The sequence below is a fragment of the Streptomyces sp. NPDC052079 genome (genome assembly GCF_040680275.1).
In the GTDB taxonomy this organism is placed as follows: Bacteria; Actinomycetota; Actinomycetes; order Streptomycetales; family Streptomycetaceae; genus Streptomyces.
Map to the genome: position 1 here is coordinate 52,690 of NZ_JBFAWL010000019.1, position 25,924 is coordinate 78,613.

At 72.8% G+C, this 25,924-nt stretch carries 27 protein-coding genes and 1 pseudogene; 11 read left to right on the forward strand and 17 right to left on the reverse strand.

Annotated features, from left to right (window positions below; all coding sequences use genetic code 11):
• The first annotated feature begins 49 nt into the window (after window positions 1-49).
• The 7 genes from AB0L56_RS24325 (at window position 50) to AB0L56_RS24355 (ending at window position 6,593) form a co-directional block, all read left to right on the forward strand.
• Entirely contained in the window at window positions 50-445 is a 396-nt protein-coding gene (locus AB0L56_RS24325) for a hydrogenase maturation nickel metallochaperone HypA (protein WP_365426310.1), read from the forward strand.
• A 2-nt stretch (window positions 446-447) separates the two neighbouring features.
• Window positions 448-1,143: a hydrogenase nickel incorporation protein HypB gene (hypB, locus tag AB0L56_RS24330; protein WP_365426313.1), complete on the forward strand. Its 696-nt coding sequence runs from the start codon at window positions 448-450 to the stop codon at window positions 1,141-1,143.
• A complete protein-coding gene (gene hypF, locus AB0L56_RS24335; protein WP_365426316.1) occupies window positions 1,140-3,521 on the forward strand; it encodes a carbamoyltransferase HypF in 2,382 nt (793 codons plus the stop codon). Before hypB ends, hypF begins: the two co-directional genes overlap by 4 nt.
• 42 nt (window positions 3,522-3,563) lie before the next feature.
• Window positions 3,564-3,875 (forward strand): HypC/HybG/HupF family hydrogenase formation chaperone, encoded by a 312-nt coding sequence (locus tag AB0L56_RS24340; RefSeq protein ID WP_361033641.1) that lies wholly within the window; start codon window positions 3,564-3,566, stop codon window positions 3,873-3,875.
• The gene (gene hypD, locus AB0L56_RS24345; protein ID WP_361033638.1) at window positions 3,872-5,011 is read left to right on the forward strand and encodes a hydrogenase formation protein HypD; all 1,140 of its coding nucleotides are present in this window, start codon (window positions 3,872-3,874) and stop codon (window positions 5,009-5,011) included. The genes AB0L56_RS24340 and hypD overlap by 4 nt, the downstream gene beginning before the upstream one ends.
• Window positions 5,004-6,071, forward strand: a complete 1,068-nt coding sequence (gene hypE, locus AB0L56_RS24350; protein ID WP_365426320.1) for a hydrogenase expression/formation protein HypE — start codon at window positions 5,004-5,006, stop codon at window positions 6,069-6,071. Before hypD ends, hypE begins: the two co-directional genes overlap by 8 nt.
• Before the next feature lie 69 nt (window positions 6,072-6,140).
• Window positions 6,141-6,593, forward strand: a complete 453-nt coding sequence (locus tag AB0L56_RS24355; protein WP_361033633.1) for a universal stress protein — start codon at window positions 6,141-6,143, stop codon at window positions 6,591-6,593.
• A 70-nt stretch (window positions 6,594-6,663) separates the two neighbouring features.
• Here the strand turns inward: AB0L56_RS24355 and AB0L56_RS24360 are convergent, their stop codons facing one another.
• Window positions 6,664-7,386, reverse strand: coding sequence for an FAD binding domain-containing protein (locus tag AB0L56_RS24360; RefSeq protein ID WP_365426325.1), 723 nt, complete (start codon window positions 7,384-7,386; stop codon window positions 6,664-6,666).
• A gap of 230 nt (window positions 7,387-7,616) precedes the next feature.
• Between AB0L56_RS24360 and AB0L56_RS24365 the strand changes: the two genes are divergently transcribed.
• On the forward strand, window positions 7,617-8,354 hold the full coding sequence (locus AB0L56_RS24365; RefSeq protein ID WP_361033627.1) for a D-Ala-D-Ala carboxypeptidase family metallohydrolase: 738 nt from the start codon (window positions 7,617-7,619) through the stop codon (window positions 8,352-8,354).
• A gap of 83 nt (window positions 8,355-8,437) precedes the next feature.
• Here the strand turns inward: AB0L56_RS24365 and AB0L56_RS24370 are convergent, their stop codons facing one another.
• From AB0L56_RS24370 to AB0L56_RS24415, 10 genes are all read right to left on the reverse strand, one after another.
• Window positions 8,438-9,889: a WGR domain-containing protein gene (locus AB0L56_RS24370; RefSeq protein WP_365426328.1), complete on the reverse strand. Its 1,452-nt coding sequence runs from the start codon at window positions 9,887-9,889 to the stop codon at window positions 8,438-8,440.
• A gap of 86 nt (window positions 9,890-9,975) precedes the next feature.
• The gene (locus AB0L56_RS24375; protein ID WP_190162940.1) at window positions 9,976-10,527 is read right to left on the reverse strand and encodes a TerB family tellurite resistance protein; all 552 of its coding nucleotides are present in this window, start codon (window positions 10,525-10,527) and stop codon (window positions 9,976-9,978) included.
• Between the two features lie 195 nt (window positions 10,528-10,722).
• Entirely contained in the window at window positions 10,723-11,958 is a 1,236-nt protein-coding gene (locus AB0L56_RS24380; protein WP_365426332.1) for a lectin, read from the reverse strand.
• 193 nt (window positions 11,959-12,151) lie between these two features.
• Window positions 12,152-12,559, reverse strand: coding sequence for a hypothetical protein (locus AB0L56_RS24385; RefSeq protein ID WP_361033615.1), 408 nt, complete (start codon window positions 12,557-12,559; stop codon window positions 12,152-12,154).
• Window positions 12,560-12,707: 148 nt separating this feature from the next.
• Window positions 12,708-13,673 (reverse strand): YihY/virulence factor BrkB family protein, encoded by a 966-nt coding sequence (locus AB0L56_RS24390; protein WP_361033612.1) that lies wholly within the window; start codon window positions 13,671-13,673, stop codon window positions 12,708-12,710.
• Between the two features lie 128 nt (window positions 13,674-13,801).
• Window positions 13,802-14,152 (reverse strand): DUF3140 domain-containing protein, encoded by a 351-nt coding sequence (locus AB0L56_RS24395; RefSeq protein ID WP_365426475.1) that lies wholly within the window; start codon window positions 14,150-14,152, stop codon window positions 13,802-13,804.
• Window positions 14,153-14,157: 5 nt separating this feature from the next.
• Entirely contained in the window at window positions 14,158-14,391 is a 234-nt protein-coding gene (locus AB0L56_RS24400) for a DUF2945 domain-containing protein (protein ID WP_361033609.1), read from the reverse strand.
• A gap of 128 nt (window positions 14,392-14,519) precedes the next feature.
• Complete coding sequence (gene katG, locus AB0L56_RS24405; protein ID WP_365426336.1) at window positions 14,520-16,751, reverse strand: catalase/peroxidase HPI; 2,232 nt, start codon at window positions 16,749-16,751, stop codon at window positions 14,520-14,522.
• A gap of 32 nt (window positions 16,752-16,783) precedes the next feature.
• Window positions 16,784-17,221, reverse strand: a complete 438-nt coding sequence (locus tag AB0L56_RS24410) for a Fur family transcriptional regulator (protein ID WP_361033604.1) — start codon at window positions 17,219-17,221, stop codon at window positions 16,784-16,786.
• A gap of 154 nt (window positions 17,222-17,375) precedes the next feature.
• The gene (locus AB0L56_RS24415) at window positions 17,376-18,065 is read right to left on the reverse strand and encodes a transcriptional regulator (RefSeq protein ID WP_365426478.1); all 690 of its coding nucleotides are present in this window, start codon (window positions 18,063-18,065) and stop codon (window positions 17,376-17,378) included.
• A gap of 87 nt (window positions 18,066-18,152) precedes the next feature.
• On the opposite strand from AB0L56_RS24415, the gene AB0L56_RS24420 reads away from it, so the two are divergent.
• Window positions 18,153-18,584 (forward strand): hypothetical protein, encoded by a 432-nt coding sequence (locus AB0L56_RS24420; protein WP_365426340.1) that lies wholly within the window; start codon window positions 18,153-18,155, stop codon window positions 18,582-18,584.
• A gap of 3 nt (window positions 18,585-18,587) precedes the next feature.
• Here AB0L56_RS24420 and AB0L56_RS24425 read toward each other — a convergent pair whose 3' ends face one another.
• Entirely contained in the window at window positions 18,588-19,469 is an 882-nt protein-coding gene (locus tag AB0L56_RS24425; protein ID WP_365426343.1) for a YegS/Rv2252/BmrU family lipid kinase, read from the reverse strand.
• Window positions 19,470-19,534: 65 nt separating this feature from the next.
• Window positions 19,535-21,127, reverse strand: coding sequence for an FAD-binding oxidoreductase (locus AB0L56_RS24430; RefSeq protein ID WP_365426346.1), 1,593 nt, complete (start codon window positions 21,125-21,127; stop codon window positions 19,535-19,537).
• Window positions 21,128-21,200: 73 nt separating this feature from the next.
• On the opposite strand from AB0L56_RS24430, the gene AB0L56_RS24435 reads away from it, so the two are divergent.
• Together AB0L56_RS24435 and AB0L56_RS24440 are read left to right on the forward strand one after the other, a co-directional pair.
• Window positions 21,201-21,821 carry a TetR/AcrR family transcriptional regulator gene (locus tag AB0L56_RS24435; protein ID WP_365426349.1) on the forward strand — a complete coding sequence of 207 codons (621 nt, stop codon included), beginning with the start codon at window positions 21,201-21,203 and terminating at the stop codon, window positions 21,819-21,821.
• Window positions 21,818-23,410 carry a glycerol-3-phosphate dehydrogenase/oxidase gene (locus tag AB0L56_RS24440; RefSeq protein ID WP_365426352.1) on the forward strand — a complete coding sequence of 531 codons (1,593 nt, stop codon included), beginning with the start codon at window positions 21,818-21,820 and terminating at the stop codon, window positions 23,408-23,410. The genes AB0L56_RS24435 and AB0L56_RS24440 overlap by 4 nt, the downstream gene beginning before the upstream one ends.
• 58 nt (window positions 23,411-23,468) lie before the next feature.
• Here AB0L56_RS24440 and AB0L56_RS24445 read toward each other — a convergent pair whose 3' ends face one another.
• The 4 genes and pseudogenes from AB0L56_RS24445 to AB0L56_RS24460 all read right to left on the reverse strand — a co-directional run bounded on the left by AB0L56_RS24445 (window position 23,469) and on the right by AB0L56_RS24460 (window position 25,897).
• Entirely contained in the window at window positions 23,469-23,819 is a 351-nt protein-coding gene (locus tag AB0L56_RS24445) for a hypothetical protein (RefSeq protein WP_365426355.1), read from the reverse strand.
• 83 nt (window positions 23,820-23,902) lie between these two features.
• Window positions 23,903-24,751, reverse strand: coding sequence for a L,D-transpeptidase family protein (locus AB0L56_RS24450; RefSeq protein WP_365426358.1), 849 nt, complete (start codon window positions 24,749-24,751; stop codon window positions 23,903-23,905).
• Window positions 24,752-24,941: 190 nt separating this feature from the next.
• Window positions 24,942-25,221 (reverse strand): annotated as a pseudogene (locus tag AB0L56_RS24455) (hypothetical protein); the annotation flags it as partial.
• Window positions 25,157-25,897 carry a discoidin domain-containing protein gene (locus AB0L56_RS24460; RefSeq protein ID WP_361033580.1) on the reverse strand — a complete coding sequence of 247 codons (741 nt, stop codon included), beginning with the start codon at window positions 25,895-25,897 and terminating at the stop codon, window positions 25,157-25,159. The gene AB0L56_RS24460 and the pseudogene AB0L56_RS24455, both read right to left, overlap by 65 nt.
• Window positions 25,898-25,924 lie beyond the last annotated feature (27 nt).

Below are 25,924 nucleotides of genomic sequence, written 5' to 3' on the forward strand. Positions count from 1 at the left end.
CCGGGCCTCTAATGGGCGGCGAACCCCACCCGGCCAGGACGGAGCGGCGATGCACGAGATGTCCGTCGCCCTGTCGGTCGTGGACCAGGTCGAGCAGGCTGCGCGGTCCGGCGGCGCCCACGGGGTCCGCAGGGTCACCGTCGAGATCGGGGAACTGGCCGGCGTCGTCCCCGACGCCCTCGCCTTCTGCTTCGAACTGGCCTGCGCCGGCACGGTGCTGGAGGGCGCCGAGCTCGTCACCCGGTTTCTGCCCGGCCGCGCCTCCTGCACCCCGTGCGGGCGCTCCTGGAACACGGGGATGCCGCCGGACATGCTGTGCGCGGTCTGCCGCCGGGGCGCCGGCACACTGCTCTCGGGCCGCGAACTGCGGATCACCGAGGTCCACTGGTCCACGCCCGCCGCCGCACCCGACCCCACACCCGTACCGCAATCCGAGGAGAGCTGACGATGTGCCGCACAGTCGACCTCCGGCAGGCCGTGCTCGCCAAGAACACCATGGCGGCGGGCATCCTGCGCACCGAACTCACGGCCCGGGGCACCACCGTCGTCAACCTGCTGTCGAGTCCCGGCAGCGGCAAGACGGCACTGCTGGAGCGTGAGCTGGTGCTGGCGCGGGAGCGGGGTGTCACGACGGCGGCCCTCACCGCGGACCTCGCCACCGAGAACGACGCCCGCCGGCTGGCCCGTTCGGGCGTCCCGGTCAAGCAGGTGCTCACCGACGGGCTGTGCCATCTGGAGGCGGACATGCTCGCCGGGCATCTGCACGACTGGCTGCCCGACGCCACCCGGCTGCTCTTCGTGGAGAACGTGGGCAACCTGGTGTGCCCGGCCTCCTACGACCTGGGCGAATCCCTGCGCGTCGTCCTGGCGTCCGTCACGGAGGGCGAGGACAAGCCGCTCAAGTACCCCACCGCGTTCGGCCTCGCCCAGCTGGTCGTCATCACCAAGTCCGATCTGGCCGGTCCGGCCGTGTTCGACGAGGTCGCGTTCCGCGCCCATGTGGAGCGGGTCAATCCGGGGGTCGAGGTGGTGCGGACCTCCGTGCGGACCGGTGAGGGCGCCGGGATCCTGGTGGACCGTGCGCTCGCGGCGGCCGACGGAGACCCGGTCCACGCACCGGTGATGGCGCGGGCCGAGGCGTGAGCACCGCTCCCGGCGTCCGCCCCGCACCGGCACCGGACGCCGGTCCCCCGCGGCGTGCGCGTGTCGTCGTACGGGGCGTGGTGCAGGGTGTGGGGTTCCGGCCGTTCGTGTACGGGCTGGCCACCGGTCTCGGGCTGGCGGGACATGTCACCAACACCGGTGAGGGGGTGGTGGTGGAGGTCGAGGGCGCGCCGTCGGCCGTCGAGCGGTTCTGCGCGCGGATCGCGCCGGACGCGCCCCCGCTCGCGGTGGTGGAGTCGGTGGAGGCCACCGACCTGCCCGTCACGCGGGAGCTCGGCTTCGGCATCGTCGCGTCCCGCACGGATGGTCCCGTACGGACGCTCGTGGCGCCCGACACCGCGACCTGCGCCGACTGTCTGGCCGAGCTCGGCGACCCCGGCGACCGGCGCCACGGCCATCCGTTCATCACCTGTACGCACTGCGGGCCGCGTTTCACGATCGTCACCGGCCTGCCGTACGACCGTGCGCACACGACGATGGCGGGCTTCCCCCTGTGCCCGGACTGCGCCCGTGAGTACGAGGACCCCGGCGACCGGCGCTTTCATGCGCAGCCGGTCTGCTGTCCCGCGTGCGGCCCGCGGCTGCGGCTGGTGACCGGCACCTCGTGCCCGGGTGTGCCGCCTGCGGCCGACGGCGACCCCGTGGGCGCGGCGGCCGCGCTGCTCGCCGCGGGGGCGGTGCTCGCGGTCAAGGGCGTCGGCGGCTACCACCTCGCCTGTGACGCCACCCGGCCGGAGGCGGTGGCCGGGCTGCGCCGCCGCAAGGCCCGGGGGGACAAGCCGTTCGCGCTGATGGCACGGGGCATGGAGGACGTCGAACACCTCGTGCGCATCGGTCCGGTGGAGCGGGGGCTGCTCACCGGGCGGGTGCGGCCGGTGGTCCTGCTGCGGCGACGCACCGGTGTCCGGCCGACGCCGGGGGCGCCGGTCCCCGCGGACGCCGTCGCGCCGGGCAGTCCCGACCTGGGGGTGATGCTGCCGTACATGCCGGTGCACCACCTGCTGCTGGCGGCGGCCGGGGCGCCCCGGCTGCTGGTGATGACGAGCGGCAACCTCTCCGGGGAACCCATCGTGACGGACGACGACGACGCCCTGGTGCGGCTGGCCGGGTTGGCCGACGCGTGGCTGACGCACGACCGGCCGATCCGGGTGCCGTGCGACGACTCCGTGGTGCGCGTCTGCGACGGCGAGCCGCTGGTGCTGCGCCGTTCCCGCGGCTACGCGCCGCTACCCGTCACGCTGCCGGTTCCCGTGGTCCCGTCGCTCGCGGTCGGCGGGGACCTGAAGAACGTCTTCTGTCTTGGGGAGGGCCACCGGGCCTGGCTGTCCGCGCATGTCGGGGACATGGACGACCTCGCCACCCAGGAGGCGTTCGGCCGCGCCGAACGGCACCTGGAGTCCGTGACCGGTGTACGGCCGGCGCTGCTGGCCGCCGACGCGCATCCCGGCTACCGGTCGGGGGCATGGGCGCTGCGGAACGCCGGGAGCCGTCGCGTGGCACGGGTCCAGCACCATCACGCGCATATCGCCTCCGTGCTGGCCGAGCACGGGGTCGCGGACGGCGACCGCGTCGTCGGGGTCGCCTTCGACGGCACCGGGCACGGGGACGACGGCGCCGTGTGGGGCGGGGAGTTCCTGCTCGCAAACTACGACGGATACCAGCGGTTCGCGCACCTGTCCTATGTGCCGCTGCCCGGCGGCGACACGGCGGTGCGGCGGCCGTACCGGATGGCGCTGGCGCATCTGCACGCGGCGGGCATCGCCGCCGCACCGGACCTGCCGTGCACGGCCGCGTGCCCGCCGGACGAACTCGACGTGCTGCGCACACAGTTGGCGCGCGACCTGAACTGTGTGCCGACCTCCAGCATGGGCCGGCTGTTCGACGCGGTGTCGTCCCTGGCGGGGGTGTGCCACCGCGCGGGCTACGAGGCGCAGGCCGCGGTCGAGCTGGAGGCGGCGGCCGTGTCGGCCGGCGACGTGGAACCCGACCCGCGCTACCGGTTCCGGCCGGCGGGCGGTCCGGGCCCGTCGGCCGCCGATCCGGGACCGCTGCTGGCGGCGGTCGTGGAGGACGTACGGCGGCACGTTCCCCCGGCCGTGATCGCCGCCCGCTTCCATCTGGCCGTCGCCGGGCTGGTGCGCGAGACGTGCCTGGCGGCACGTGCGGCGGCGGGGCCCCGGACGGTGGCGCTGACCGGTGGGGTGTTCGCCAACACGCTGCTCTCCTCGGCCTGCGCCCGGGAGCTGCGTGCCGCCGGTTTCACCGTGCTGCGCCACCGGGAGATTCCGCCGAACGACGGCGGGCTGGCCCTCGGCCAGCTGGTCGTGGCCGCCCGGACGGCAGCCGCGAGCCGATGACGGGCGCGGGCGTTCCCGCGCGCGACGAGTGAGGAGATCCGCATGTGTCTGGCGGTACCCGGCCGAGTGCTGGGCGTCGAGGAACGGAACGGGACCCGCATGGCCACCGTCGACTTCGGCGGTGTGGTCAAGGAGGTGTGCCTGGAGTACCTGCCCGATCTGCGGGTCGGTGAGTACGCCATCGTGCACGTCGGGTTCGCCCTGCAGCGGCTGGACGAGGAGTCGGCCCGCCGGACCCTGGAGCTGTTCGAGAACCTCGGCATGCTCGAGGAGGAGTTCGGCGATCCGTGGGAACAGGCCGCGCGGACGGCGCGGCCCGGCGACGAGGAACCGGCACGGGAGGTACGGCGGTGAAGTACATCAACGAGTTCCAGAACCCGGAGCTGGCGTCACACCTGCTCGACGACATCCGGGCAACGGTGACCGGACCGTGGGCCCTGATGGAGGTGTGCGGCGGTCAGACGCACAGCATCATCCGGCACGGCATCGATCAACTGCTGCCGGACGAGGTGGAGTTGATTCACGGCCCGGGCTGTCCGGTCTGTGTGACGCCGCTGGAGGTGATCGACCGTGCGCTGGCGATCGCCTCGCGGCCCGAGGTCGTCTTCTGCTCCTTCGGCGACATGCTCCGCGTGCCGGGCAGCGGACGCGACCTGTTCCAGGTCCGCGGGGAGGGCGGTGACGTCCGCGTGGTGTACTCCCCGCTCGACGCGCTGCGGATCGCGGAGGAGAACCCGGACCGCGAGGTGGTGTTCTTCGGCATCGGGTTCGAGACCACGGCTCCGCCGAACGCGATGACGGTGCATCAGGCCCGCAAGCGCGGCATCCGCAACTTCAGCCTGCTCGTCTCGCATGTGAGGGTGCCTCCCGCGATCGAGGCGATCATGGAGTCGCCGGACTGCCGGGTCCAGGGGTTCCTGGCGGCCGGACATGTGTGCAGCGTGATGGGAACCGAGGAGTACCCGGCGCTGGCCGAGCGGTACAAGGTGCCCATCGTGGTGACCGGGTTCGAGCCGCTGGACATCCTGGAGGGCGTACGGCGGACCGTGCGGCAGCTGGAGCGGGGCGAGCACACGGTCGACAACGCCTATCCGCGCGCCGTACGGGCCGAGGGCAACCCCGGTGCGCGGGCCATGCTCGACGACGTCTTCGAGGTCACCGACCGGGCGTGGCGGGGGATCGGGGTGATCCCGGACAGCGGCTGGCGGCTGTCGGCGCGCTACCGGGACTTCGACGCCGAGCACCGGTTCCAGGTGTCGGACATCGCCACGCTGGAACCGGCGGAGTGCCGCAGCGGTGAGGTGCTGCAGGGGCTGCTGAAGCCGCACGAGTGCGAGGCGTTCGGGACGGCCTGTACGCCGCGGACCCCGCTGGGGGCCACCATGGTGTCCAGTGAGGGCGCCTGCGCCGCGTACTACCTGTACCGGCGGCTGGAACTGCCGGCGGCGAATGTGACCGTGCCGGACCGGGAGGCGAGTGGCGTTGTCTGAGTCCACGACCGCGCCCGACATGCTTTCCTGGAGCTGTCCGGCGCCCCTGCGCGACCGGCCGCGTGTGGTGATGGGCCACGGCGGTGGCGGCGCCCTGTCCGCCGAACTGCTCGAGGAGGTCGTCCTTCCCGGGCTCGGCGGGGCGGCTCCGGCCGCGCTGACCGATTCCGCCGTGGTGGAACTCGGCGGTGCCCGGCTCGCCTTCTCCACCGACTCCTTCGTGGTGCGACCGCTGTTTTTCCCCGGCGGCAGCATCGGTGACCTGGCCGTCAACGGCACGGTCAACGATCTGGCGATGAGCGGGGCACGTGCCGCGTACCTCTCGTGCGGGCTGATCCTGGAGGAGGGCGTCGACATCGACACCGTCGGCCGGGTCGCCGAGGCGCTCGGTGCCGCCGCCCGTGCCGCAGGGGTGCGGGTGGTGACGGGTGACACCAAGGTCGTGGAGGCCGGACACGGTGACGGCGTGTACGTCAACACGTCCGGGATCGGGCTGATCCCCACCGGGGTGGACCTGCGTCCGCAGCGGGTGGTTCCGGGCGATGTCGTCCTGGTGAGCGGAGCCATCGGCGTGCACGGGGTGGCCATCCTCAGCCGGCGGGAGAATCTGCGGTTCGAGGTCGAGATCGAGAGCGACTCCGCGCCGCTCGGCGGGCTCGTCGAGGCGATGCTGTCGGTCACCCCGGATCTGCATGTGCTGCGCGACCCGACCCGCGGGGGTCTGGGCACCTCGCTGAACGAGATCGCCGTGGCCTCGGGCTGCGGGGTCGTCGTCCAGGAGCGCGCGGTTCCGGTGCCGCCGCCGGTCGCCGGCGCCTGCGCCATGCTCGGGCTCGACCCGATGTACGTGGCCAACGAGGGCAAGCTCGTCGCCTTTGTGCCCCGGGAGCACGCCGACGCGGTGCTGGCTGCGATGCGGGCGCATCCGCTGGGTTCGGGGGCCGCCGCGGTGGGTGAGGTGGTCGCGGAGCATCCGGGCATGGTCGTCGCACGGACCGGGCTCGGGGGTACCCGGGTGGTGGATCTGCCGATGGGTGAGCAGCTGCCGCGCATCTGCTGACCCGGCGGGGCGGTCGCCGGGCCGGGCGGCGTGGGAGAGGCCGAACAACGACTGGTGGGTGAGGTAGGCATGCAATCCACACAACCGGCACCGCGGGTGGTCGTGGGCGTGGACGGATCACCGGCGTCGTACGAGGCGCTGCGCTGGGCCGTGCGGTATGCGCGGGCGATGGGCACCGTGGTGGAGGCCGTGCACGCGTGGGAGACCCCCTCGTCCACGGGGTGGGCCGGCCCCGTGATCGAACCGGATTTCGACGTGGAGCAGGCCCGGCAGCGGTTCGCCGAGGCACTGAGCACCGCGTTCCCCGGCGAGCGGCCCGCCGAGTTGCGGGAGCGGCTGGTCGAGGGCGATCCCTCGGAGGTGCTGATCCGGGCCTCGGAGGGTGCGGAGTTGCTGGTGGTGGGCCACCGCGGACGGGGCCGGTTCGCGCGGGCGATGCTGGGCTCGGTCAGCCAGCGCTGCGCCCAGCACGCGGCGTGCCCGGTCGTCGTGGTCCGGCACCGGCGGGACGCGGGGCGCTGATCCCGCCCGCCGGACGACGGCGGTCACTCGGGCGCACCGTGTGACCCGCTTCCGGGTGCCTGCCCCGGGTTCAGCGGTCCGCGGGGCCGCCCAGAATCCCGGTCACCTCCCGGCGTACCGCTTCTCGCGCCTCGGCGGGCAGTGATCCCAGGCCGGTGTCGTCCAGGGCCTCGAGGGCCCGGTCGGGCCCGGTGTGGCAGGGGACGGTCTCGCTGATCACGTCGTAGCCGTCCCGGACGGCCACGAAGAGGCGGTGCCGGCCGTCGCTCCCGGTGTGCACGGCGGTGGCGACGACGAGGGGCGGCGGTCCGCCCGCTTCGCCGGGCGCCTTGTAGTACCCGCTGGTCACCGGGTCGCGCCAGCGCAGGCCGAGCAGCAGATGCCGTTTGGCGACCACTTCGGCGAGGTCGGTCTCGTAGGGGCCCTCCCGGTCCAGCACGGTCGCCCGGGCGTCCAGCACCAGCGCCGCGGGCAGCAGACAGCGCAGGGTGCTGCCCACGATGTTGCCGCCGACGGTGGCCGTCCGCCGCACGGCACCGGTGCCCACGGTGGAGGCGGCCCGGCGCAGCACGTCCGGCACCCGGTCGTCGACCTGGTGCAGCAGGACCGCGGCGCCCAGCGCCTCGCGTTCTATCAGCGTGGCCTCCGGCAGCTCGCGCAGGGACATCGCCTGCTCGGGAAAGCCGTCGCGTTGCCAGAGGGCCCAGACGAGTGTGGCGCCGCCGACGGGCACCGCCCCTTCGGCCAGATACCGCTGTGCTTCGGACAGGGACGTGGGCATACGCAACAGCACGACGGGCGACCTGCTTTCCTCAACAGGGGTGGGGAACCCGGGACTTACCGGGCGATCACGGGCACTGCATTGTCGGACAGGGAGTCGGGGGCGCGTACAGGGCTCACGGTTTCGCGGTATGCGCCCGTGCGGCGGGACCATTGCGCTCGGTCGGGTGCATGCTCCATGGTTGACGCGCGTCACATTGGCCTTCACTCAGCTGAACCACCTGCCCCGGAAGCGGAGATCGCATGTTCGGACGCGCTGTACGACTTCTCCTCTCTATTGTCATGCTCATGGCTGGTTTGGCGGCGGGTGCCGTCGCCACCGCAGGGACCGCGCACGCCGACGGCTGCTACACGTGGACCCGCACGCTGTCGCAGGGCGCCTCGGGCGCCGATGTCACCCAGCTCCAGATCCGGCTCGGCGGCTACCCGGGCTACGGCTCGGTGCTGGCCGTGGACGGCGACTTCGGTCCGGCCACGACGGCCGCGCTCAAGCGGTTCCAGTCCGCCTACGGCCTGTCCGCGGACGGTGTGGCCGGTCCTCAGACCTACACCAAGCTGTACGCCCTCCAGGACGACGACTGCACGCCGGTCCACTTCTCCTACGCCGAGCTGAACCGCTGCAACTCCACCTGGTCGGGCGGGGCGGTGAGCGCCGCGACGGCCAAGTCCAACGCGCTGCGGACGATGTGGAAACTGGAGGCCATGCGGCACGCGCTCGGTGACGAACCGCTCCGGGTCACCAGCGGCTTCCGCTCCCACGCCTGCAACGACGCCGTGGGCGGGGCGAGCAGCAGCCGCCATCTGTACGGCGACGCGGCCGACCTGGGTGCGGGACCGCACTCCCTGTGCACCCTGGCGAAGCAGGCCCGCAACCACGGCTTCCGCGGCATTCTCGGCCCCGGCTATCCGGGACACAACGACCACACCCATGTCGACCACCGCGCCAGTCGCTACTGGTCAGCGTCCACCTGCGGCATCTGAGCCGGCGGCTCGGCGGGTTCCCCGGCCCCACTCCGGGGAACCCCGCCGGGCGCGGGCTCGTCCGGCGCCGGCGTCGGCGCCGCTCAGAGCAGCCGGCGGATCTCGCCCCGCACGCGGTAGAAGCCGCCGGCCGCCGGGTGCAGCGCGTCCACCACATAGCGCGCGCCGGGCTCCCGTATCGCGCGCGGGAACTGGACGTTCCAGGACCCGTCGTAGCCCTCGGACACCACGTGGACGCGCAGGCGCCCGTTGTGCCGCACGCACTCGACGACCACGGCGCCGGAGGGCGGCTGGGCGACGGTGGCCACCGCGGTCGCGGTCGTGGTCGGTGCGTAGGTCGGCAGGGCCGCCGCGAGCTTGACGTCCCGTGCGACCGGCACCGTGCCCTGCTGGGCCGCGGAGACCGCCGCCTCGCTCGCGTCGACGCAGACCAGCGAGCCGTCCGTGGTCACCAGGTACAGGCGCTCGTCGCGGTACTGCATCGACAGCGCCGATCCGCCGCCCGTGCCGAGCTTCCACAGGCGGGTGCCGTCCCGGTCGAAGCAGTAGACGGACGACGACGCGTCCCCGGCGAAGACGAATCGTCCGCCCGGCGCGGTCGCGCACGAGTACACGGCGCTGTCGCAGGCATAGGTGGCCTCGACGGCGCCGGTCGCCTTCGACAGCCGCTGCACCACCCGGTGCGCCGTCCCCGCGTAGACGGTGTCGTCCTCCTGCCAGCCGAACAGCACACCGCCGCGGGTGGGCGTGTGCCACAGCTCGCCGCTGCCGTCGGGCGCGTAGGCCGTGACGCCCCGGTGGTGGCCGTGGTACACGGCCCGGTCGTCGGCGCGGACCATCCAGGCGTGCTCGCCCTGGCTGCGGCGGGTCCACTGGTGCTCGTCCTCGTGGTCGATGACGGTGAGCCGGCCGTCGCGGTCCGAGACGTCGAGAACGCCCTCGTGGATGTCCAGCCAGAAGATGTCGACGTCGGCCGCGATGTCGTAGGCGGCGAACGGCAGTTTCGAGGACAGGTCGTAGACCCTGCCGTCGTCACAGCCCGCGTAGATCCAGAAGTCGTCCGCCACCAGGCACTTCACGCCGTCCGGCAGACTGAAGCGGGCCAGTACGTCGCCCTCGTGGTCCAGGGTGAAGACATCGCCGGACTGATTGCCGACCCAGCAGCGGTCGTCGTCGACATGGATGCCGAACGCCGACGAGCCCGTGCCGAACCGCCACAGCACGGGAGCCACGGCCCGCGCGGTGGACGGGGCCGAGGTCACCTGGCGCCGGGTCACCGGGCGCGGCGCCCGCTGTCCGGGCACCGCCGGCGCATAGCCCTTGCGGACCTTCTCCCCCACCTTCTTCGCGGCGGCGGCCTTGGCCTTCGCCGCCGAGGCGAACGTCGTCGTCTGGGTCTGCCCCGCCGCGCCGATCCGGCCGTAGCGCACCGTCACCACCTGGCCGGCGACGGTCACTTCATAGAACTTGTGCGCGCCGCCGCCCTCCTGCGACAGCTCCAGATACGTCGTCGACACCGTTGCCCCGGCAGACATGGCACACCCCTCCCCACGGGCCCGCGGCCGCTCCGGCGGGCCCATTGATCACACCGTAGGGGGCGCCACTGACAACGGGACCGCCGTCAGACGCCGAACTCCTGCGGCGGGAGACCGAGGGCCACGCAGGCGTCGCGGACGGCGTACTGTTCCGAGGCGTCGAAGCTGCCGTCGGCACCGGCGACGACCATGCCCGTCTGCACGACGGCCCGCGCCTCGACCGGCTTCTTCGCCGCCTTGGCGATGTCCTCCAGCGCCCGCGCCTTGCCCTGCTCGAAGTTGGCCGTGAGCCGGTCCACATGCTCGTTGAACCGCTTGCGGAGCTGGTCCGGCGGGAAGTTCTGCAGCACCTCGTTGGAGACGATCAGTTCCTCCACACGCTGCCGCTCCGAGGGGTCGACCCGGCCGTCGGCCGCCGCGACCAGCGCGCACATCGCCATGCTGGCGTCCCGGTAGGCGCCGCTCTTCAGCTCCGCCTTGGCGGACGCGAGCTGGGACTTGAACAGCCCCAGCAGCTGGGCCTTGGAGCCGCCGGACGAGGACGAGCCGTGCCCCGGCTGCCGTGCGCCCCCCGCCCGTGCCCCCTGGGACTGCTGGAGCGTCCTGGCCTGGTCCTTGAGCCGGTCCCACATCGCCATTCGGTGCCACCTCGGCTTCTGTCGCTGTCCGTCCGGTCCTGGTCGTCAGTTCCGGATCTTCATGGTCCGTCCGGTCAAACGGACGTGGCCCAGGCCATGTTCCCGTATGGCAAAAGAAGTGCAAACCCGCCCCGCCGGACACGCCGCCGCCCCGGACCCGACGGTCCGGGGCGGCGGCCCCTGTCCGGCGCCGGCTCAGCCCACCGTCCACTTCTGGTTCGCCCCGCCCGAACAGGTCCAGATCTGCAGCCGGGTGCCGTTGGCCGAATTGTTTCCGGTCACGTCCAGGCACTTGTCGGCCTGCGGGTTGACGATGTCGCGCGTCCCGGTGACGACCCACTTCTGGGCCGCGGTGCCGTTGCAGTCCCACAGCTGGACCGGTGTGCCGTCCGCCGTGCCGCCCGAGGCGACGTCCAGACACTTGCCGAGCGCCCGGATCGTGCCGTCGGAGCCCACCGTCCACCGCTGGGCGGAGCTGCCGTTGCAGTCGTAGAGCTGCACGGGGGTGCCGTTGGCCGTGTTCGCCCCGGCCACGTCCACGCACTTGCCGGCCAGACCGCGGATCGCGCCGCCGGTCGACGAGTCACTCGCCGTCACCGACACGTGGTCCACCAGCAGTTGCTGCGGGAAGGCCGTCGAGCCGTCCGGGTCGCCGGGCCAGTAGCCGCCCACCGCCAGGTTGAGGATCAGGAAGAACGGCTTGTTGAACACCCACTGCCTGCCGCCCAGGTCGGCGGGGGTGCGCCGCTGGTAGACGTTTCCGTCCACGGACCAGGTGATGGAGTCCGGCGCCCAGTCGACGGCGAAGGTGTGGAAGGCGTCCGCGAAGGCCTGACCGCCGGGCAGTGTGTAGCCGGCGCCGATGCCGCCGGAGCCCGAGTAGCCGGGGCCGTGGATCGTGCCGTGCACGGTGGAGGGCTCGAAGCCCACGTTCTCCATGATGTCGATCTCGCCCGAGTCGGGCCAGTTGACCGGCGTGCCCAGCATCCAGAACGCCGGCCACATGCCCTGCCCGCGCGGGACCTTCATCCGCGCCTCGATGTGCCCGTACTGCGCGGTGAACTTGCCCGCGGTGTTCAGCCGGGCCGAGGTGTACTGGCAGGTGCCGTACCAGCACTGGTAGTTGGCCGGGTTCTCCTTCCGGGCCGTGATGACCAGATGACCCTGGCCGTCCAGGGCGGCGTTCTTGTTGCCGGAGGTGTAGTACTGCCGCTCGTGGTTGTTGACGTTGTCGCCGGTCTCGATCTGCCACTTCGAGGAGTCGACGGCCGCACCGGCGGGCCCGTCGAAGGTGTCTGAGAACGTCACGGCCGCCGCGGCGCCGGCACCGGCCGGTTCGGCCTGGGCGGTGGTGCCGGCCGCACCGGATGCGACCAGTACGGCGGACAGGGCGGCGATCAGCCATCTGCGGCGGGTGCGCGGAGAGAACATGGCTCTCCCTTCCGTACGGCGACCCGAGTGCACGGGTGCGCCGACCGAGATTGTGGGGGTTGAATGCGCAGCCACTTGATTTAAGGGGTGAACTAACAGGGCGTCAAGACCCTGGTACAGACCAAGTCCGGGGACGCCGGACGACGGTGTCACGCCGGTCCGGTCCGCCCCCGGCCCGCCCCGCCGCCCGCCCTCACGCCACCCGGGAGCGGTCCTGCGGCACGCCCCGCAGGGACGCGGGCTGCACCCGCGCGGCCGTACGGACGCGGTACGTCGTGCGGTTGGGGTCCACCACGGGCTCGCCCAGGGTGATCCGGCCGGCCGCGTGCAGCTCGTCGCAGTCGGCGGTGGGCAGGGCCGCGTAGCAGCCGCCGGTGCCCGTGGTGGAGTCGAGGGGGCGCCAGTAGCTGTACCTACGGCGGCCGTTCGCGTACACCGTGACGTAGGTGGGAGTGCGGGGGTCGGCGATGATGCGCAGCGCGTCGGCGGCGGCAGCCGTGGGGCGGCCGTCCGGGACCGGGCCGGCGGATGCCCTGGAGTGCCGGCGGCGCGCGGTCGGCAGGGCGACGAGGGACTTCGTGCGGTCGACGGTGGAGAGCATCAGCAGGACCTTTCCCGGGGCCGGACACGAGACCGTCTACCCAGCACCGCGCCGGAGTTGATCTCCTTTTCCGATCATTGTGCAACCTCCCACCGACAACGCGGGCAGAGCTCGCTCCGTTCCGGTGTCGGCGTGTCGTCCAGCCTGGTCAGCCGCCCGGGCCTGGATCCGGGTGCACCACGGCGTCGATGCCGGCCCGCGCCGCTTCCAGCTGGGCCGCGAACGCGATGCCGAGGAAGAGGGCGACGGCGGTGAGGTAGGCCCAGAGCAGCAGGGCGACGAAGGCGGTCAACGGCCCGTACAGGGCACCGAACGCCCCGCTGCCCTCGACGTACAGCGCGAGCAGCCGGGTCGCGGCGACCCACAGCAGAAGGTGGACCGCGGAGCCGAAGGCCAGCCAGGTGTAACCCGGCTGGGCACGCCGGGGCGACCAGCGGAAGATGACCGCCGAGCCGACCCAGGCCAGCAGCAGCCCCACTGGCACGTCCAGCGCGCCCCACCACCCGGTGCCGCTGTCCCGTCCGGCCACCACCTCGGCGACCGCACGGCTCACCGCGTCACCGGCGGCGAGCACGACGAACCCGAGCACCATCGGCAGCCCCGCGCCGAGCGCGAGGAGGACGGCACGGCCGTACTTGCGGGGCAGGGGCCGGTCGCGTTCGACGCCGTAGATGCGGTTGGCGCCCCGCTCGATCTGGCCCATGGCGGAGGCGAGGTTGAGCACGGCGACGCCCAGCCCGAGCCAGAGCGCCAGGATGCTCCCGAGGCCCTCCCCGGCGGTGCGACGGGTCCCGTCGAGGGCGTCCTGGACGACGTCCGCGCCGGCGCCCGGCACGATCCGGGCGAGGACGAGCTCCACGACACGGCCCACGCCCTCGGTGTGCACGGAGGTCGCGACGCCCACCAGCGCCACGGTGAACGGCACCAGCCCCAGTACGACCTGGAAGGCGAGGGCCCGCGCGTTGGTGAAGCCGTCCGCGTAGCGGAAGCGGGCGACGGAGTCGGTCAGCAGGCGCAGACCGCCGTAGTGCCGCAGCGCGGCGAACGCCTCGTCTCCGGAGAGCTCGTCCCCGATCATGTCCCGGGTCTGCGGGACGCGGACGACGGTTCCCATGTGCGGACCCTCCTGGCGCGGTGGCGGCTTGCTCCCCTCACTGATCGCCCTTTTCGCCGCTGTCACACCTCTTGGGCGCCGCCACCACGGCGGTGGCGGTCAGGGGACGGTGCCGCCGGGGCCGTCCCTCACCGGTGGGGTGACCCCTCGGCGAGCGGGTCGTGGCCCCAGTTCATGAGCGAGTGGCGCCAGCGGGTGTCGCCCACGTCGCCGGACGGGCGCTGGGCCAGGTGGCGGCGGATGTAGCCGACCACCTTGCGCATGTGCTCGTAGTCGTCGTCGGAGAGTTCCTTCCGGCCGGCGCGGAGGAGGCCGACGATGCGGCGGCCGGACGCGTGGCCGGTCGACTCGCCGCCGTCCTTGTGCTGTCCCGCGCTGTGGGACTCGTCCGTGGCCAGCCACTTCTCCAGGTCGGCGGGCTTCATGTTGACCAGCTCGCGGAACTCCTCCCAGGTCTCGTCCTTGCGTTCCGGGTCCACGGCGCTCACTTCTTTTTCTTCCTGAGCGCGGAGGGCTTGTGGATCGCCGGCTTGCCCGACTTGTCGCTGCGCACCTTGTACTGCGGCTCCTCCTCGGAGGCGGCGACCGTGCGTCCGGCCGCCTCGGTGCGCTCGGTGATCTTCTTCTCGACCTTGCCCGTCGTCTCGCTGCCGTGGCTGCTCCAGGCGACCTCGTCGCCCTGGTGGAGATCCTTCCCCCGGTCGCCGTCCTTGCTCATCCCAGGCCTCCTTCGCGTGCCGGTCGGCTCGGTTCCACCCTGGTGGCAGCGCGTCTGCCGCGCATCTCGGGACGGCGCACGTCCGGGCCGGCCCGTGCGGGCCGGCCCGGATCAGCCGGGCGGGGGGCTCAGACGAGGTCGAAACGGTCGAGGTTCATGACCTTGTCCCACGCCGCGACGAAGTCCTTCACGAACTTCTCCTTGGCGTCGTCGCTCGCGTAGACCTCCGCGAGCGCGCGCAGTTCGGAGTTGGATCCGAAGACCAGGTCGGCACGGGTACCGGTCCACCGGACCTCGCCGGTGGCCGCGTCGCGGCCCTCGAACGTGGTCTGGTCCTCCGACGTCGCCTTCCACGTCGTGCCCAGGTCGAGGAGGTTGACGAAGAAGTCGTTCGTCAGCGTGCCGGGCGCGGTGGTGAACACGCCGTGCGCCGTCTGCTGGTGGTTGGCGCCCAGGACCCGCAGACCGCCGACGAGGACGGTCATCTCGGGGGCGCTGAGCGTCAGCAGGTTGGCCTTGTCCAGCAGCAGGAACTCGGCGGGCAGACGGTTGCCCTTGCCGAGGTAGTTGCGGAAGCCGTCGGCGGTGGGCTCCAGCGCGGCGAACGACTCGGTGTCGGTCTCCTCCTGCGAGGCGTCCACGCGGCCCGGCGTGAACGGGACCTCGATGTCGAAGCCGCCGTCCTTGGCGGCCTTCTCGACGCCCGCGGCGCCGGCCAGCACGATCAGGTCGGCGAGCGAGATCCGCTTGGCGCCGGTCTGGGCGGAGTTGAAGGACTTCTGGATGCCCTCCAGGGTGGCCAGCACCGTCGCCAGCCGGTCGGGGTCGTTGGCCTCCCAGCCGCGCTGCGGCTCCAGGCGGATGCGCGCGCCGTTGGCGCCGCCGCGCTTGTCGCTGCCGCGGAAGGACGACGCGGACGCCCATGCCGTCGACACCAGTTCGGACACCGACAGGCCTGAGGTGAGGACCTGCTCCTTGAGGGCGGCGATGTCCGCGGCGTCCACGAGGTCGTACGTCCGCTCCGGCAGCGGGTCCTGCCACAGCAGCGTCTCCTCGGGCACCTCCGGGCCGAGGTAGAGGGACTTGGGTCCCATGTCGCGGTGAGTCAGCTTGTACCAGGCGCGGGCGAAGGCATCCGCGAACTCGTCCGGGTTCTCCAGGAAGCGCCGGGAGATCGGGCCGTAAATGGGGTCGAAGCGGAGCGCGAGGTCCGTGGTCAGCATCGTCGGCTGGTGGCTCTTCGACGGGTCGTGGGCGTCGGGCACGGTGCCGGCCCCCGCGCCGTCCTTGGGCCGCCACTGGTGGGCGCCGGCGGGGCTCTTGAACAGCTCCCACTCGTAGCCGAAGAGGATCTCGAAGAAGCTGTTGTCCCAGGTCGTCGGCGTGTTCGTCCACGTCACCTCGAGACCGCTGGTGATCGTGTCGGCACCCTTGCCGGTGCCGTAGGTGTTCCTCCAGCCCAGGCCCTGCTCCTCGAGGCCGGCGGCCTCCGGGTCCGGGCCGACGTGGTCGGCCGGGCCGGCGCCGTGGGTCTTGCCGAAGGTGTGACCGCCGGCGATCAGGGCGACGGTCTCCTCGTCGTTCATCGCCATGCGGCGGAAGGTCTCGCGGATGTCGCGGGCCGAGGCGACGGGGTCCGGGTTGCCGTTGGGGCCCTCCGGGTTGACGTAGATGAGGCCCATCTGCACGGCGCCGAGCGGGTTCTCCAGCTCCCGGTCGCCGGTGTAGCGCTCGTCGCCGAGCCAGGTGGACTCGGGGCCCCAGTAGACGTCCTCCTCCGGCTCCCAGACGTCGGCGCGGCCGCCGGCGAAGCCGAAGGTCTTGAAGCCCATCGACTCCAGGGCGACGTTGCCGGACAGGATGAGCAGGTCGGCCCACGACAGGCTCTTGCCGTACTTCTTCTTCACGGGCCACAGCAGGCGGCGGGCCTTGTCGAGGTTGGCGTTGTCCGGCCAGCTGTTGATGGGGGCGAAGCGCTGCTGGCCGGCGCCGGCGCCACCGCGGCCGTCGCTGATGCGGTAGGTGCCCGCGCTGTGCCAGGCCATCCGGACGATGAGCGGGCCGTAGTGGCCGAAGTCGGCGGGCCACCAGTCCTGGGAGGTGGTCAGCACCTCGGCGATGTCCCGCTTCACCGCCGGCAGGTCGAGGGTCCGGAACGCCTCGGCGTAGTCGAAGTCCTCACCGAGCGGGTTCGCCACGGCCGGGTTCTTGGCGAGGATCTTCAGGTTGAGGCGCTCGGGCCACCACCGGTGGTTTCCGCCGCCCTGGGTGGGGTGCGGGGCGCGCCCGTGCGCGACCGGGCAGCCACCTGCTTCCTCCGCCTTGGGTTCGGTGACGATCGCGTCATGGTTCTCGGTCATGGGGATCCTTCCGGGCGAAAACGTTCGCGCAGTCAGGTGCTGCGGGAGGAGGAACAGCCGGGGCACAGGCCCCAGTAGACGACTTCGGCCTCGTCGATCACGAAGCCGTGACCGTCGGACGCGGTCAGACAGGGTGCCTCGCCGACCGCGCAGTCGACGTCGACGACCACGCCGCAGGACCGGCACACCAGATGGTGGTGGTTGTCCCCGACGCGCCCCCCGTAGCGGGCGGGGCCGCCGGCCGGTGCGATACGACGCACCAGCCCTGCCTCGGTGAGCGCGTGGAGCGCCTCGTACACCGCCTGCAGGGAGACGTGTCCGATGCGCCGGCGCACCTCGGAGGCGAGCTCCTCGGCTCCGAGATGGCCGCCCTCACGGACGGTTTCCAGGAGGGCGACGCGGGCCGCCGTCGCGCGCAGGCCCGCACCGCGGAGCTCCTCGGCGGTGGTCGACGGCCGGGATGCGGTCATGGGCAGAACCTATAGGCCCAGACACGAATAATTCCAGAGAACGAACAGGTCCAGTTTTGGGGCGTGTCCGATAACTGCGGTGACTGCCCGGATCGTGCACCTCCTCGCGCCGTACGGCGTCGTACGCCGTCGTACGGCGCCGGGCGCGGCCGGGTCAGGCGGCGGGGTCCAGGCGGACGCAGCACCGGCCCGGTTCCGGCGCGAGACAGGCCTCGAACCCCGTTGCGCCGAGCCCTTCGAGCATGCCCCGCATCAGGTGCAGATTCATGCCGCACACCGTCTGTGTGTGGGCGCGGGCCAGTGCGTGGAAGGGGCAGTTGCCCAGGACGACGGACTCGCCGTCGTGCCGCGGCTCGAAGCCGTAGCGCTCCAGCACGCGGAGGAGCTGTGTCTCGTCGCCGTCCGCGCCCAGCCGTACGCCCAGTTCCCGGGCCCGGCGGTGCAGCACCTCGCGCGCGGGCTCGCCCGTGGCGCCCGACTCCTCCACGGCCTGGGCGAGCAGCCGGCCGGCGAGTTCGTAGCGCCGGTCCGGAAGGCTGACGGCGATCTGCGCGGCCGAGCGCCGGTAGAGCTTGGCCGGGCGGCCCGCGCCGGGTCCGCTGCGTCCGCTGCGCCGCACGTGGAGCACGTCCAGCAGGTTCTCGACGGCCAGGCGGTCCAGATGGAAGGCCGCGGTCTGCCGGGCCAGCCCCAGGGCCTCCGCCGCCTCGTCCCGGCCCACCGGGTGGTCCTGGCCCACCACGTAGTCGTAGAGCCGCCGGCGGGTGGGCTCGTCGAGAGCGGCGATGGCCGAGATCGCGGCGATGTCCCTGTCCGGTACTTCTTCCGTGTCGTCCACGAACACCAGTGTAAAAGCAACAGGCATTGACTAAAGAGAGGAACCGCGGTTCTATCGTTAATGAGAGTTGTCGATAGAAGAAAGGTGCAGGCCATGGCCTCCACAACCACGAGTGGCACGCAGGTCACGGCGCGGCGGGCCGCGCTCAGCGACCCCGGCTACCAGGCGTACGTCATCCTCCGCACCGGCTTCACCGTGGCCCCGATCCTGTTCGGGCTGGACAAGTTCGCGAACCTGCTCGTGGACTGGCCCGGCTACCTCGCGCCGTGGATCGACGACGTCGTTCCGGGCAGCGCGCAGTCGGCGATGTACGCGGTGGGAGTGATCGAGATCGTCGCCGGTGTCGTCGTGGGCATCGCCCCGCGCTTCGGGGGCTGGCTGGTCGCCGGCTGGCTCGCGGGCATCATCGTCAACCTGCTCACGCTGTCCGGCTACTACGACGTCGCGCTGCGCGACTTCGGACTGCTGCTCGGCGCGGTCGCGCTGGCACGACTGGCCCAGCGCTACCACGGCAACCCGTCCTGACGGTCAGTACAGGACGCGCAGCGCTCCGGGCAGCACCCGGGCCGTGACGGGGAGGACCGCGTCGACCTCCCCGTCGGTGCCGTAGGGGATGTCGCGGTCGGCCTCGATGCGGATCTCGCTGCCCCGCAGGATCCGCACCTGGGGCCGGCGCACATGTGCGCCAGCCCTGAGCTCCTGCATCAGGGCGAAGAACAGCCGCCGGGGCGCGTCCTCGATCATCACGACGTCCAGCAGGCCGTCGTCGACGCGGGCGTCGGGGGCGATGGCGCGGCCGGAGCCGTAGAAGCCCGAGTTGGCGGCGACCACCGTGTACCCGGTGTGCGGGTGCTCCTCGCCGTCGACGGTGACGCGGTAGCGGGCGGGCCGCCAGGCCGCCACGGCCCGCAGGCCGCCCGCGTAGTAGGACGCGGACCCCTTCAGCAGCCGGGACCGGTTGGCGTGGCGGTTGGCGAGCGCGTCCACACCGGCGTACACGCTGCCGAGCACGACGGTGCGGTCGTGGACCGCCGAGGTGACCTCGATGGTGTCGACCTGCCGTGGCTCGCCGTGCAGCAGGATGCGGGCCAGTTCCTCCGGGTCGTGGGGCAGCCCCAGGGCGCGGGCGAAGTCGTTGCCGCGGCCGGCCGGGACGAGCCCGAGGGTCGCGCCGGTGCCGCTGAGGGCGCCGCCGACGGCGCCCGCCATGCCGTCGCCGCCGACGGCGAGCACGACCCGCCCCTGCTGTCCGGCGTCGCGGGCCAGTTGCCGCGCGTGGGCGAGGCCCCGGCTGTACTCGGTGCGCAGCTCGGCGCCCTCCTCACGGAGGTGCCGGGCCAGGGTGAGCAGGGCGGCCGCTCCGGTGGCCGCGCCCGCGGTGGGGTTGACGACGGCGGTGAACTGGCGCATTGGGGGTGCCTCCGGGGCGGGCCGACGGGTGGGGGACGGGCAGGTGGGTCGACGGGGTGTCCCGGTCAGTCGGCGGGCAGGAGGACACCGGGGCTGAGCAGGCCCGCCGGGTCCAGCCGCCGCTTCACGGCGCGCAGGGCGTCGATGCCCAGGGGGCCCGCCTCGCGGACGTACCAGTCCCGGTGGTCGGTGCCCACCCCGTGGTGGTGGCTGATCGTGCCGCCGGCGGCGAGGATCGCCTCGTTGGCGGCGTGCTTGGCGCGCGTCCAGTGCGCCACGGGGTCCTCGCCCTGGGCCGAGACGACCGTGAAGTACAGGGAGGCGCCGTTCTCGTAGACGTGGGAGATGTGGCACATGACCAGCGGCGGGGTGCCGGCCTCGGTGAGCGTCGCGGTGAGTGCGTCACGGACGGAGGCGTACAGCCCGGGCAGGCGGGACCAGAACGTCGCCGTCTCCAGCGTCTCCGCGAACGCCCCGGCGTCCAGGAGCGCGTCGCGCAGGTACGGGGCCGAGTAGCGTCCGTGCGCCCAGCGCCGGCCCGGCTCCTCGCCGAGGGGTGTGCCGCCGCAGTCGCGCAGGACGGCCGCGGCGCGCTCCCTGCGGTGCGCGGTGTCCTCCTCCGTGCCCTCGTAGCCGGCGATGGCGGTGCAGCCGGGGGCCTGTTCGGCGCCCGAGCCGATCGCCTCCGGGTTGGCCAGACCGATCAGGGTCTCGGTCTCGTCGGACAGGCGCAGCACGGTGGGCCGCGGCCCGTCCTGGGCGAGCCGGCGCAGTGCGGTGGCTCCCTGGTCGAACGAGGGGAAGTGCCAGCCCTCGTAGACGGCGGCCTGTGGGACGGGGCGGATGCGCACGGTCACCGAGGTGATGACGCCGAACGCGCCCTCCGATCCGAGGACGAGCTGGCGCAGGTCGGGTCCGGCGGCCGAGCGGGGGGCGCGGCCGGTGTCGAGCGTGCCCTCGGGGGTGGCGAGGGTGAGGGAGAGCACCATCTCGTCGAACCGTCCGTAGCCGGCGGACGCCTGGCCGCTGGAGCGGGTGGCGGCGAAGCCGCCGATGGTGGCCCACTCGTAGGACTGGGGGAAGTGGCCGAGGGTGAAGCCGTGTTCGGCGAGGAGCGCCTCGGCCCGGGGGGCGCGCAGGCCGGGCTGCAGCGTGGCGGTGCGGGAGACCGGGTCGAGGTCGAGCAGGGCGTCCATGCGCCGCAGGTCCAGGGCGACGAAGGCGCCGCGCCGTTCGGGGGCCAGACCCCCGACGACGGAGGTGCCGCCACCGAAGGGCACCAGCGGCAGGCCGTGCTCGGCGCACACCCGCAGGACGGCCAGCACCTCCTCGTGGGTCGAGGGCAGGAGTACGGCCGCGGGGACGGCGGCGATGTCGCCCTCGCGGATGCGCAGCAGGTCGGGGGTGGACTTGCCGCGCGTGTGCCGGACGCGGAACTCCGCGTCGGTGCGCACATGCGCCTCGTCGCCGAGCGCCTCGGCCAGGGCGCGGCGCGCGGCGGGTGCCAGTGGGCTCGCGGGGACGTCCATGTCCTGGATGGCGACGGGGGCGGCCTCGCGCGGTTTCACTCCGAGCAGATCGCGCAGCAGCCCGATCACCGTGCCGGGCAGCGGCGTCGCCTTGGCCGGGTCCCCCCAGCCGCTCCACAGCATGTCCATGGCTGTCGTCCTCACCGGTCGGAAATGAGCGATGCCGTCGCCCGCGGCCTCACGTGGCGTTACACTGTGACACATGACGCCTATTCGTCACAACGCTTCCGGCGGTTCTTCCGGCGGTTCGGACAACGACGCGGTGCTCGACGCCGTACGGGACTGCGTCCTGGCCGTCGGGGTCCGCCGCACCACGCTCACCGACGTGGCCCGCCGCGCCGGGGTCTCCCGGATGACGCTGTACCGGCGGTGGCCCGATGTGCGCACGCTGGTCGGTGACCTGATGACCCGGGAGTGGGTCAAGGTCGCCACCGGGGCGATGCCCGAGCGGCGGCCGGGGGTGCCGACGCGGGAGGTGATCACCGAGGGGCTGGTGGCGGCGGTGCGCGCCTTCGGCGCCCATCCGCTCTTCCGGAAGATCCTCGACGTGGATCCCGAACTGCTCCTGCCCTATGTGCTGGACCGCCGGGGGGCGAGCCAGGAGGCCCTGCTGGACATGCTGGCCGCCGCTCTGCACGAGGGACACGCCGACGGCTCGGTGCGCGCCGGCCATCCCGTGCGGCAGGCCCGGTCGGTGCTGCTGATCGTGCAGTCCTTCACCCTGTCCCTGCGGACCATGGCCGACGAGGACGACCCCGAACTCGCCGCCGAGGCCTTCCTCGGCGAACTGCACGGAATCCTGGAGAGGACCCTCACGCCATGACCTCCCCCCACGGCCCGGACCCCGCGTCCTCCCTCTCCGCCGCCCGGCGCTCGCGTGAACTGACCGACTCGGTGGGCGGACCCGTCATCGACGTCCTGGTCGTCGGGCTCGGCGCCACCGGCGCGGGAGCCGCCCTGGACGCCGCGGCGCGCGGACTGAGCGTGGTCGCCGTCGACGCCCACGACCTGGCCTTCGGCACCTCCCGCTTCAGCAGCAAGCTCATCCACGGCGGGCTGCGCTACCTCGCCTCCGGACGGCTGGACGTCGCCCATGAGAGCGCGGTCGAACGCGGGGTGCTGATGGAGCGCACCGCCCCCCATCTCGTGCAGGCCCAGCCGTTCGTGCTGCCCCTCACCCCGCTGGTGTCGCACGGTCAGGCCGCGCTGGCGCGGGCCGGGTTCCGGGCGGGCGACGCGCTGCGGCTGGCCGCCCGCACGGCCCGGGCCACCCTGCCCCCGCCGCGCCGGATCTCCGTGGTGGAGACCCGCCATCTCGCCCCCGCGCTGCGGCGCGACGGGCTGCGCGGGGGCCTGCTGTCCTGGGACGGCCGGCTCACCGACGACGCCCGTCTGGTGACCGCCCTCGCCCGCACGGCCGCCGCGCGCGGCGCGCGGATACTCACCCGGGTCAGGGCCCTGGAACTGACCTCGACGGGAGCCCGGGTCCGTGACGAACTCACCGGCGAGACGGGCGAGATCCGCGCCCGCGCGGTGATCAACGCGTCGGGCGTCTGGGCGGGCGGCCTCGTGGACGGCGTCCGGATACGGCCCTCCCGCGGCACCCATCTCGTCCTGCGCCCGGAGAGCTTCGGGACACTCTCCGCCGGCCTGCACATCCCGGTCCCCGGGGAGGGCAACCGCTTCGTCCTCGTCCTCCCCCAGGAGGACGGCCGGGTCTACGTCGGTCTCACCGACGAACCCGTGGACGGCGACATCCCCGACGTCCCCCAGCCACCGGAGACGGACATCGGGTTCCTCCTGGACGTCCTGTGCTCCGTGCTGCATGTCCCGGTCCACCGCGGTGACGTCGTCGGCGCCTTCGCCGGACTGCGCCCGCTGCTGGACACGGCGGCGGAGCATGCGGACACCGCCCCCAGGACCGCCGACCTCTCACGCCGGCACGCGGTACTCACGTCCTCCGAGGGCGTCGTCACCGTCGTCGGCGGCAAGCTCACCACCTACCGGCGCATGGCCGAGGACGCCGTCGACGCCGCCGTCCGCCTCCGCGGGCTGGCAGCCGGCCCGTCCCCCACCGCGTCCCTCCCCCTGGTGGGCGCCGCGCCGCCGCACGTCCTCGCCGCCCTGCCCGCAGCGCGCCGACTGGTGCGGCTCTACGGCGACGAGGCACCCGCCGTCCAGGCTCTCGCCGCCCGCGATCCCCGGCTCGGCGAGCCGGTGCTGCCCGGGTATCCGGTCACCGGCGCCGAACTGCTCTGGGCCGTGCGCCACGAGGGAGCGCTCGACGAGGAGGACGTCCTCGACCGCCGCACCCGCATCGGTCTCGTCTCCGCCGACCGGGCGATGGCACTGGAGGAGGTCCGCGTGCTTTTCCACAGGGCCCGGGACGGTCGGGCCGGACGTCAGCGTTAGCGGACGCCGACCTCATGGAGCGAGTAGCCGCAGTCGGTGTCCCGGTCCAGAGGCACAACTAGCCTCTGCCGCCGGTCTCGTAGTGCAGGGAGATGGAGCGCAGGACGTCGGCGGAGGACACGTCGGTGCGGCCCTCGTCGTGGATCTCGGCGAGCTGAACGAAGGCGAAGGTCAGTGCGGACGTGATCTGCACGATGGCGGGGCCCAGCTTCTCGGTCACGATGTCCGCCACCTCGCGCGGGCTCGCGCCGGCGGGCAGCTGGACGCGCGGCAGCATCTCCTCCAGAAGCGTGGCGATCGCCCCGTTCCTGGCCACGTCGGCGTCCGGGTTCTCCCGCAGCCGCCGCCGCATCTCGAGGGCCTCGGTGAGGATGCCGACGCTCCGCTGCATGATCTCCCGCTGCTCCATGGGCACAGCCTAGACAGGTCCGGCGACGGGCAGGGCGGGAACGACGGGAGGCGCCGCCGGCCGCTCGACGCACCGGGTGCGCCTCAGATGGCCAGGGAGGCGGCGTCCCCTATGACGACCACCGGGTGCCGGTCCGGGTCGAGGGTGCGCAGTAGTTCCTTCATGTGGGGCTTGTCGAGGCTGACACAGCCCTGTGTGGGTCCCTCGTGGTCGACGTGCAGCCAAATGCCGCCGCCCCGGCCGGCGCCGAGCGGACGGGTCAGGTCCAGCGGCGAGGTGCCCGGTTCCCGGTTGTAGTCGATGGCGATGACGTAGTCGAAGGATCCCTCCAGCGACTCCCCCCGGAAGCCCGTGCCGCCGGCACGGAACCCCTCCGAGCGGTCGTACGGCAGCTCGGTGCCGGGATCGGGCAGCAGTCCCCCGGCGTCGGTGAGGGTGAACACGCCGATCGGGGAGCGCAGGTCGCCCGCCCAGTGGTCGTCGGTCCAGCCGTTGAGGGCGTTGCGGGCGGGCCACGCCGGGCCCGCCTCCCAGCCGGAGCCGGTGTGCTCGTACAGCACGGCCTCCGAGCGGTTGGCGTCCCTGCCGCGGCCGGTGACGACGAGAACCTGGCGGGCGTTGGCGGGAATCCATGCCTGCGTCCGGGGACCGAGGCCGGGGATCGGGGCGGGCGGTGGTGTCTCCGCTCCGGTCCGGCCCTGGGCGGTGCTCGCGGGGCCGGGTTGCCCGGCCGCCGGTGCGGTGGCGGTGGGCACGTCCCGCGTGGTGGTTCCGGTGCCCACCCCGCATCCGGTCAGGACCGCGAGCACGCCGAGGACGACGGCCGGCAACGCCAGACGGCCGCGCGCTCGGACGGGGACTGCGGCCCGCCGCCCAGCCCGGGACGGAGCGCGGTGACGCGGACGGTGCGGGCAGTCGGTCGATGAAGCCATGCCCTCAGCCTGACTTCGACGCGCCGAATCCGCCTCGGCTCCCTCGCGCGAGTCCGGCGAAGTCCCCCGTCTGCGCTCCTTCGGAGGGAATCACCCGGCCCGGGAAGACACCCGCCCGGGTGACGGGCCCGCACGCCCGGGTGGAGCACGGGCCCGCCGGACGGAGCAGCGCGCGCAGGGGGCGCCAGCGGTTGATGACGAACTGCGAGCCGGGTCCGATCGCCACGTCCCCTTCGGCCGAGCCGGTGATGGTGACGTCCGTCAGGGTGGCGCTGCCCATGGCAAGGACGCCGGACCCGTTGTTCGACCGGTCGATGGTGACGCCCGAGATCCGAGCGCCCGGCACCGCTCCCCCGCCGGACTTGAACTGGTTGCCCGTCGTAGGTCGAGTCGTGGATGTCGGTGTCACGGATGACCACTCCCGGGATGTTCGGTCCCTGGGCGAACAGGGTGATGTCCCCGAACTCCTGGTCTGCTTGCGGCCGAGGATCTCGATGCCCTGGGTGCGCTTCGCCCAGACGGGGTTGGGGTTGAGCCTGACGACGACGCCGCTGAGGTCGGTGTCCGCGCCCAGTTCGGCCGTGAGGTTGGCGGCATGACCGCTGGACTCCAGTACGTGCCGAGGTCACCGTCGTTGGCGTTGGTCGCCACGAACGAGTGAATCGTGGAGGAGGCCCGGATGGGCTTGCCGAGCACCAGGTTGGTGCCGTCGACGGGCGGGTCCTCCGGGCTGTCGCCGTAGACCTGGATCTCGGACAACTGGGCGGCGTTCCAGCCGGTGTTGGCGCTCACCCGGACACGGATGCGGCGCACCTCCCGGGCGGTGAAGTCCACCGTGACCGTGTTGCCGCGGTCAGGGTCGAAGCGGTGCGCGGCGGAGCCGGACAGGCTGGTGAAGGAGGATCCATCGGTGCCGCCCCCGACGGCGAGGGTCTGGGTGCGGGCCTCCCATGCGGTGGGCAGCTCGAGAACGACCCGATCGGCCTCCACGGTGCCGCCGAGATCGACGTCGACCCACTGCGGGAAAGCGCCTGACCGGCCCTCCCAGTAGCTCAGTTGGCTGCCGTCTGTGATGTTGGCGGCCGGGTGGCCGGCATGGGAGCCGCCCGCCGTGACGCTTTTTGCCGAGCGCCAGATTGAGGCCACGGACCGCTGTCGCTGCGGCGGTGGCCG